Raw genomic sequence first — 8,265 nt, 5'->3', positions numbered from 1 at the left:
CATTGTCGGCCAGTGCATAACCACAGGCATGTCGTAACATGTGCGGATTCGCGCAAATCGATAATTTTGCCTTCAAACTGGTCTGGCGAATGATTTTATGCATCTGTTGACGTGATATGCGTTGTCCGTTGCGGGAGAGAAATAACCAATCCGTCTCTTCAATCTTGGGTAATTCAATATTAGGTAAATAGTTTTGCCGTTCAACCAGCCAATGACGGAGAAGCTGGACTTCACGCGGAACCATCGGGTGAATGGTGGAAAAACCATTTTTCAGGCGTTGGACGCGCAGGCTGCGACCGTCCAAATCCACATCGGACAGTTTCAGGCTGAGGAGTTCGGATACTCGGAAACCATGAATAAATCCCATAAACAGCATGCAAATATTACGCTCTGCATGGGCATGTTTGCCCAACTCCTTAAGCAGTGTTTCTATCTCAGGTTGGGTCAGGTATTTGCGTTTTAGCATGGTATTCATCTCCAGAAAGCGATGAAGAGCCTATTCCATAACGAAAGCCAACAGGAACAGGCTCTTGGGGAATAGGATAATAAAACGTGCCACCTATGAGTGTTACTGATTATTTACAGAGTGCAATGTCAATCATTGAGTAATCCGACCATTTTTCTGCAATTAACATTTGTGGATGTAAATAATTTTGGTGTTGATTGGCGGTTATTTTGGGGTTCGAAGAAGCCCAGATGTTTTTAAGATTTGTCCTAAATAACAAAAAAGCAGCGCCGCATTAATTAAATTAATGGTTAACTCCGTGAAATACCCCGTATTATGCCATTAATAGTCATGATACATAAACTTTATCAATAAAATTCCGATGAATAGTTAATCAAAAAATCTGGACGATAAACGATGAAAAACAATAAGGAATCACTGTACCTACAAGAACTGGCCTACCCGAACAGACCTTTGCCGTGGCGGATTTTACCCTGCGGGAAGGGCTTTCGGCGCTGTTCACCCTGAACCTGACACTGGTTCAGTCCCTGCCCGCCAACCCTTTCAGACCACCGCCGGCAATCGACTTAACCGCCCTGCTGATGCAGGAAGCGGTGCTGCAAGTCTTTTATGGTGAGGCGGAACAACGCAAAATCATCGGCCTCATTTCCCATGCCGACTGGTGCGGCACCGATGGCAACCAGACCCGGTATGCCTTCACCGTGCGCCCGTTTCTCTGGCGGCTGACGTTGAATCAGGACAGCCATATCTACCATCGGCAGAGTGTGCCGGATATCATGACACTGTTGCTGAAAAAGCACCATGTCCGGGCGGATTCACAACGGGAAGATCCGCATTATGATCGGGAATACACCACCCAGAAACGGGAATCTGACTATGACTTTTTCAGCCGGCTGGCCGCCGAAGAGGGGATCAGTTTCTGGTTTGAGGGTGAGAGGCTGTTTTTCAGTGACAGCCATCTGGGAATGACGGCAGATTTACCGCTGCAATATCAGCCACAACCGGACACCGCCCACGGGCAGGATGTGGTTTATCAGGTACGCCTCGGTGTGGGCATGGCACCGAAGCGCAGCATCCACCGGGATTATAATCCCGACCGGCCGCTTTCCCCGGTGTATCAACTGGAAAGCAGCCCGGAATATCAGGCCCTGGGCTCACTCACGCCGTATACCATTTACGAAAGTTATGGCCGTTTCCGACAGGAAACCGACGCTAAACCTTTCGTGAAATATCGGCATGAAGCCCTGCAAAACCAGACCCAAAGCGGCAGTGGTCACAGTAACTGCATCAAACTGATGCCGGGCAAAATCTTTAAGATAGAAAACCATCCCCACACGCCACTCAACACCCGCTGGCAAATTGTCGAAATCAGCCATTATGGCCGTTGCCCGCAGGCACTGGGGCATGACGGGGGCGAAGGGACCACACTCAGCAACGATTTCAGTTTTATCGATGGCTATGCCGACTGGCGTCCGCCGTTTCACTACAAACCACTGGCAGATGGGGATGAAAGCGCCACGGTCGTGGGACCGGAAGGCGAAGAAATCTTCGTCAACAAAGACGGCGCGATTAAGGTGCATTTTCACTGGAACCGTTACGATAAAGCCGATGATGGTGCATCCTGCTGGATACGGGTCGCACAGGGCTGGAACGGCAACGGCTTTGGCTTTATGACCATCCCGCGTATCGGGCAGGAAGTGATTGTTTCCTACCTCAACGGCGATATTGACCGGCCGATGGTCACCGGTTGCGTCTATAACGGCCTTAATCGTCCACCGCTGGATTTACCGGCCCAAAAAACCCGTACCACGTTCAGAACCCAAACCCACAAGGGCGAAGGTTTCAACGAACTGCGCTTTGAGGATGCAAAAGGCAGTGAAGAGGTGTTTATTCATGCGCAAAAAGACCTCAAAGCGCACATTCTCAATGACGAAACCCACCATGTGGGCCATAACCGGACCCACCACATTAAACATGATGCGCATTTACGCATTGATAATGAATACCGGGTACTGGCGGGCAACGATATTTCCTTATCTACCGGGCAAAAGCTGCATATCAAGACCGACGATGCTTTGCTGACCCAAAGCGGCAATGAAATCCACCTGAGCGCCGGGACCAAAGTGGTGATTGATGCCGGTTCTGAACTGACCATTCAGGCGGCAGGGCATTTTATCAAAATCGATGCCGGCGGGATCACCAGCAGTGCGGCGGTTAACTTCGGCAGTGGTGCACCGGGCAGTGGCTCAGGCTGGGGCGGCCAGTTGCCGGATATATTGGATACACTGAAACCCGCCAGCGTTGTACTGATGGAAAAAACACTGACGGAGCCAAAGGAAGCCATCTGCCTGACCTGTTTGATGAAAGCGGAACGGGATGGCACGGCCATGGTGATAAGGGGGCAATCATGACACCGGAATTACAGCAAAAATGGCATGAATACCGGGAAAACCATCCCGACATGAAACAGTATGCCTTAGTCAGTGGCCTACAATATGAACGCTATTTTGATGAGGAGATTACGTATCTTGCCGGCACGAATAATCCCCTGTTCCGGCAATACCCGGATGCCCAAATTGCGTTCGCCGGGCCGTGGCTGTTTGACATGGCGTATGCCAAAGCATGGGAAGAAAAATTAGCGGCGCTGGAACAGGCAGCACCTTCGGTGTCTTGGCTACATACCACAATGTCGCTGGATAAACTGACCCGCCATCTCGAAAGTTACCTGAATGTGCAACTGGAAACGGGGGAAACGGCCTTGCTGCGTTTTTATGATCCCCGCATTCTGCACCAACTCCGGGATATTTTCAGTCCGGCGCAATTGACCGCATTCACAGACGGTATTGATGAGTGGGTATATTCTCTTGATAACAACGATTATTCCGTGAAAGGACGGCATGATGCTTAAATTAAGCAAGGAACAGGTCGCAAAGTTTATTAATGCAGAAGACGACGCTTATATTACCCAAGTCCGAAAACGCATTCTGTCAGAATATGGCGGATCCGTCGTCAACGAAAGCGAGCATAGCCTGCACAGGCGGCTAAAAGAAGCCTATCTGGATTTGATTGCAATGGAATTTAAAGATGAAGCGTTGATCCGCTCCTATTTGTATTTTGTCGCATTTAACCGTGATTTTCACCGTTCGCCAGACATCCAGAATATGCTGAACGCAGGTAATAATCCGGAACAACAATACCGTGATTATTTAAGCGTCATGGATAATTTATTGAAAAGGAGAGATTGATATGCCCGTTTTTATTCCTGCAATTCCTGCTGCCGGTGCTACTATTTTAGCCGCTGCTGAATGGACATTGGCTGCCTGTGCAACGGTATTAGTCGGCATTGGTGTGATGGAAAGTACCAAGGATAAAGCAGGTGAACAGGATAAGGCAAAATCGGATACACAAACCATTGCCACATCCCGTACTAAATGTGAAAAATGCCCGGCTATTGGTCAGGTCATGATGGTTTGGGAGAAATGTTCATCTTATTCAGCTATCACCATTGCTTATCAGACAAAAATTGCTGGAACGATATACAATCCTGAATTAAAAATGATTGAAACCTGGTTATGCAAGGGTACAAATTTTGATGGCTGGAAACCTGAAAAATGCTTATTTCTTGAAGCCAAAGCTAATTATGATCAGTTTTTTAAAAATGGAGAACCTAAGTGGTTTTATGAAAATTTCAGGAAAAAACCGACAGATATGACAGGGCTTGAAAGCATGATTTCGCAGGCCCGTAGACAAAATGTAGTATGCACTTCATTCAATAGCATTCCGAAGTCTCATTGGCATTTTCTACAGCCTGAATCTTATACATATTTTACTGGGGTTTTTACATCTTTCGGATTTATCAATATTAAAACATTTAATACGCTAATACCTTCATAATAAACTTTAGATGAGAATTAAAATATGTCTTTTATACATCCAAGAATGAAATTATCCTATGATCTTAGGCAAGCTATAACACCTGAGTTAGTGTTATCTGATACACATCAAATAATGAAAGAAATTAATAAACTTAGTAATAGTTCAAGTGGTTGGCATTTACCTGGGTATACTCTAGAAGAAATTCGAGAAAATAATGTATTTAATGAAAATGGATTCACTGATTATGCCATAGAATGGTATAAAAAAGACTTTGATGAAGATACAAAGTCCATTATAAAAACGTTATTTGATGTTCCGGGAGATGCAGAACAGAAAAGCACCATTATGTATATGTGTCAAGATGATATTTATTCAGAACCTAACAAATTAGGAAAAACAAATATATCTATCAGTCTTGATTTTGAAAAAGAAAAATTCAATATTTCAAGATTTATCGACTTTATCAAAAATTTAGTTTCTCATAGACATTTTCCATTCATCATGATAGATATCAGAGGTTATTCTTTAAAACAAAAGCAAGTTTTTCCAGATAGAATCTATGCTGGCTGGATGCTCTACCTGCCAATTGAAATTGATCCTGCCCTAGTCCCAATGGCAGAAGAAATAATATCTATTGCCGATAAAAATCGTAATAAAGGCTCACTAATTATCACCACAAAAGATATTTTTGACATTGAAAATCAAGCGCATATCAATAAAGCCAATGATATTGAAATCTGCTTGCGCGATTTACAAATACTCCCATTAATATCAGAGATATAACTATGACAGGCAGAGCTGTGATCCGCTTAAACGACACCACCGATCATGGCGGTACAGTGATTACCGCGATTGACAGGTATGTCTATCAAGGCGTTCCCGTTGCCGCCAAAGGCGATTTAGTCACCTGCCCACAATGCCAAGGGGTTTTCCCTATTGTGGAGGGGAGTAATAGCTTACGGCATCAGGGAAAACCTGTCGCATTAGACGGTATGCATACGGCATGTGGGGCAAAATTGATCGCCAGTCAGAAGGATTTTCTTGCTTGATGTTGGCAATTCCCGTCTTATTTTACATAGGGCGGGATGCATTGATTGAAAGATATTCAATTTATGGATGTAGAAGACGATGTTTATATGATTAAAATCCGACAACGCATTCTGTCAGTACATATCGAATTAATCGGGGATGAAAGCAGGAAATAGCCCGGAAAAACAATACGGTGATTATTTAAGCGTCATGGATAATTTATTGAAAAGGAGAGATTGATATGCCATTAATTCTTGCGCCAGCGGCACCGGCAATTATCGCTGCGGCTGAATGGACATTGGCTGCCTGTTCAGCGGTATTAGTCGGTATTGGTGTGATGGAAAGTACCAAGGATAAAGCAGGTGAACAGGATAAGGCAAAATCAGATACACAAACCATTGCCACATCCCGTACTAAATGTGAGAAATGTCCGGCTATCGGTCAGGTCATGATGGTTTGGGAAAAGACTAATGGTCGTTCTGCATTAGCCATTAGTTATCAATCAGCTATAGCTAAAACAATTTATAATCCAGAACTATCAATGATTGAATCATGGACTTGCTTGGGGGTGAGCTTTGATGGCTGGCAACCTGCTAACTGTTTATTTCTCGAAGCTAAAGCTAAATATGATAATTTCTTTAGAAATGATGAACCTATGAGTTGGTGGAAATCAGGTGATGATTCAATGAAAAATCAAGGAAAAAGACAGCAAGATGTATGCTCTTCACTAGATGGAATTCCAAACTGCCATTGGCATTTTCTAGAACCTGTCAGTTTCGCTTACTACTCGGAAGCATTTTCGGCTTATCCTAATATTAAAGTATTTCACACTTTTTTGTAACATTAGCAGGAGATCTTATATGGTCATCATATCACCCAGAATAAAACTATATAGTGACTGGAAAGAACCGTTAACACCTAAAATAGTACTTACTGATTTACATAGAATCACTCAGCAGGTTAATCAGTTTTTTGGGCGAAAAAAAGTCTGGTACTTACCTGGAGATAGTCGTAAACAAGCATTGGAGCACCTTGCCTTTAATGAACAAGGGGCCACAGATAAGATTATTCAAATATTTGAACAAGAATATAAAGATGAATATCCTTTTATCGGAAAAAGTATCTGGGATGGGGAAGATAATGATGATCTTACATGTTCTATCTCTTATCATAATTACCGTCGAGATCGATTAGGACAAACAGAAGTATCAATTAACCTTAATATTGAAGAAAAAGAATTTCAATTTTACCATCTGATGGAATTTGTTAATTTCTTGGTTTCTAACCGGAATTTACCGTATATCATGGTAGAAACTCGTGGGTATAGAATAAAAAGAAAACAAGTCTTTCCAGATCGCTTAAGTGCTGGCTGGATGCTCTACCTTCCAATTGAAATTGATCCTGCCCTAGTCCCAATGGCAGAAGAAATAATACCTGTTTCTGATAAAAATAGTGAGAAAGGCTCACTAATTATCACCACAAAAGATATTTTTGACATTGAAAATCAAGCGCATATCAATAAAGCCAATGATATTGAAATCTGCTTGCGCGATTTACAAATACTCCCATTAATATCAGAGATATAACTATGACAGGCAGAGCTGTGATCCGCTTAAACGACACCACCGATCATGGCGGTACAGTGATTACCGCGATTGATAGTTATGTCTATCTAAATATTAATCCAGGTATTTGCGCTTTAGCATAGTATTTATCTCCAGAAAGCGATGAAGAGCCTATTCCATAACGCAAGCCAACAGGAACAGGCTCTTGGGGAATAGGATAATAAAACGTGCCACCTATACGTGTTACTGATTATTGACAGAGTGCAAAATTAGCAGCCAGAAAAAACTCATCAATGATGATATTTTTGACGATACTCTTTTGGCGTCAGTCCATTGCAGCGTTTAAATAATTCCCTGAAATAACGGGTATCCTCATAACCCACTTCATGGCTGATTTCTTCAATGGTTTTTTGTGATTTTTCCAGCCAATGCTTTGCCTGTGACAGACGGATCTGCTGGATATACTGGATGGGGGTTTTTCCGGTGGCGATTTTGAAACGACGTTTCATTTGGCGTTCACAAAGATGAATTTTGTTTGCCAAATCCGCCACGGATAAAATTTCAGAGGGGAAAGCATGCATCCAATCTTGCAGTTTATGGATCAGCGGATCGTCGTGTTGGCGACAAGGGGTAAAACTGGCAGAATCAGTGGCGTTTTGGTTGTCATTCTCACCTAACAGAAATCTGGCGCACTGTTCTCCTGCATCTTGTCCGTATATCAACTCCACGATATCCAACATACAACTCCCGCATCCATAGGCACTGGAAATACAAAAACGGTGATTGTCGCTGATGATTTTTTTGTCGGTATAAAGGGGGATATGGGGGAATAAATTTTTGAATTCAGCGGAAAAGTGCGGGTGAATTGTGGCACCTGTGTTTAATAATCCGGCTTTGGCCAGCATAAAAGTGCCTGAACATATTGAAACGATGGGAATGTGCTTTTCATCCATGACCTTAAGCCACTCAATGATTTCCTGTGAGCAGTGCTGGGGTTCCCATTCAGGGAAGCCCAGTGAACCCACCAGAATAATATCGGGTTGTGATTTACCCTCGAAATGCTCGCCATCGGGGTAAGAGAGGGGAGAACTGCGGGGCGTGGGCGCTGAGTCCATAAACAGGCCATCGGTATTATTTATTTTTTGATTGATCCCACCCTGATGGGTCGGAGAGATTATGCTGACATGGGGGATCGGGCCGCCAATGGTGCTGGCGGCAATGGTGAGAATTTCAATCGGCATGGCAACCGATGTGACCGATGTGGGAGAAAAAACCAATGCTGTAATAGAGACTTGTTTCATAGTGATATTCTCTTCCTTAAGAACATTT

Annotated in this window: 10 protein-coding genes; 8 read left to right on the top strand and 2 right to left on the bottom strand. The window is 43.6% G+C overall.

The window, feature by feature from the left end; translation table 11 throughout:
* Positions 1-466: tyrosine-type recombinase/integrase (locus Xbed_RS15230; protein WP_086113753.1), on the bottom strand; the 466-nt coding region annotated here is incomplete at its 3' end.
* Positions 467-879: 413 nt separating this feature from the next.
* Between Xbed_RS15230 and Xbed_RS15225 the strand changes: the two genes are divergently transcribed.
* From Xbed_RS15225 to Xbed_RS15190, 8 genes are all read left to right on the top strand, one after another.
* Positions 880-2,877: a type VI secretion system Vgr family protein gene (locus Xbed_RS15225; RefSeq protein ID WP_086113752.1), complete on the top strand. Its 1,998-nt coding sequence runs from the start codon at positions 880-882 to the stop codon at positions 2,875-2,877.
* Positions 2,874-3,374 carry a DUF4123 domain-containing protein gene (locus tag Xbed_RS15220; RefSeq protein WP_086113751.1) on the top strand — a complete coding sequence of 167 codons (501 nt, stop codon included), beginning with the start codon at positions 2,874-2,876 and terminating at the stop codon, positions 3,372-3,374. The genes Xbed_RS15225 and Xbed_RS15220 overlap by 4 nt, the downstream gene beginning before the upstream one ends.
* Complete coding sequence (locus Xbed_RS15215; protein ID WP_244182514.1) at positions 3,364-3,711, top strand: hypothetical protein; 348 nt, start codon at positions 3,364-3,366, stop codon at positions 3,709-3,711. The genes Xbed_RS15220 and Xbed_RS15215 overlap by 11 nt, the downstream gene beginning before the upstream one ends.
* A gap of 1 nt (position 3,712) precedes the next feature.
* On the top strand, positions 3,713-4,360 hold the full coding sequence (locus Xbed_RS15210; RefSeq protein ID WP_422641369.1) for a restriction endonuclease fold toxin 5 domain-containing protein: 648 nt from the start codon (positions 3,713-3,715) through the stop codon (positions 4,358-4,360).
* 24 nt (positions 4,361-4,384) lie between these two features.
* A complete protein-coding gene (locus Xbed_RS15205) occupies positions 4,385-5,125 on the top strand; it encodes an immunity 52 family protein (protein WP_086113748.1) in 741 nt (246 codons plus the stop codon).
* Positions 5,126-5,127: 2 nt separating this feature from the next.
* Positions 5,128-5,391, top strand: a complete 264-nt coding sequence (locus Xbed_RS15200; protein ID WP_086113747.1) for a PAAR domain-containing protein — start codon at positions 5,128-5,130, stop codon at positions 5,389-5,391.
* Between the two features lie 221 nt (positions 5,392-5,612).
* Positions 5,613-6,212, top strand: a complete 600-nt coding sequence (locus Xbed_RS15195) for a restriction endonuclease fold toxin 5 domain-containing protein (protein ID WP_086113746.1) — start codon at positions 5,613-5,615, stop codon at positions 6,210-6,212.
* A 19-nt stretch (positions 6,213-6,231) separates the two neighbouring features.
* Positions 6,232-6,957 carry an immunity 52 family protein gene (locus Xbed_RS15190; RefSeq protein ID WP_086113745.1) on the top strand — a complete coding sequence of 242 codons (726 nt, stop codon included), beginning with the start codon at positions 6,232-6,234 and terminating at the stop codon, positions 6,955-6,957.
* 269 nt (positions 6,958-7,226) lie between these two features.
* Here Xbed_RS15190 and Xbed_RS15180 read toward each other — a convergent pair whose 3' ends face one another.
* Positions 7,227-8,237, bottom strand: coding sequence for a GlxA family transcriptional regulator (locus tag Xbed_RS15180; protein WP_086113744.1), 1,011 nt, complete (start codon positions 8,235-8,237; stop codon positions 7,227-7,229).
* Between the last annotated feature and the right edge of the window lie 28 nt (positions 8,238-8,265).

Origin of the sequence: Xenorhabdus beddingii, assembly GCF_002127545.1 — a bacterium.
Lineage (GTDB): Bacteria > Pseudomonadota > Gammaproteobacteria > Enterobacterales > Enterobacteriaceae > Xenorhabdus > Xenorhabdus beddingii.
The sequence above is the reverse complement of the archived record's forward strand: the minus strand, read 5'-3'. Positions and strand labels throughout refer to the sequence as shown.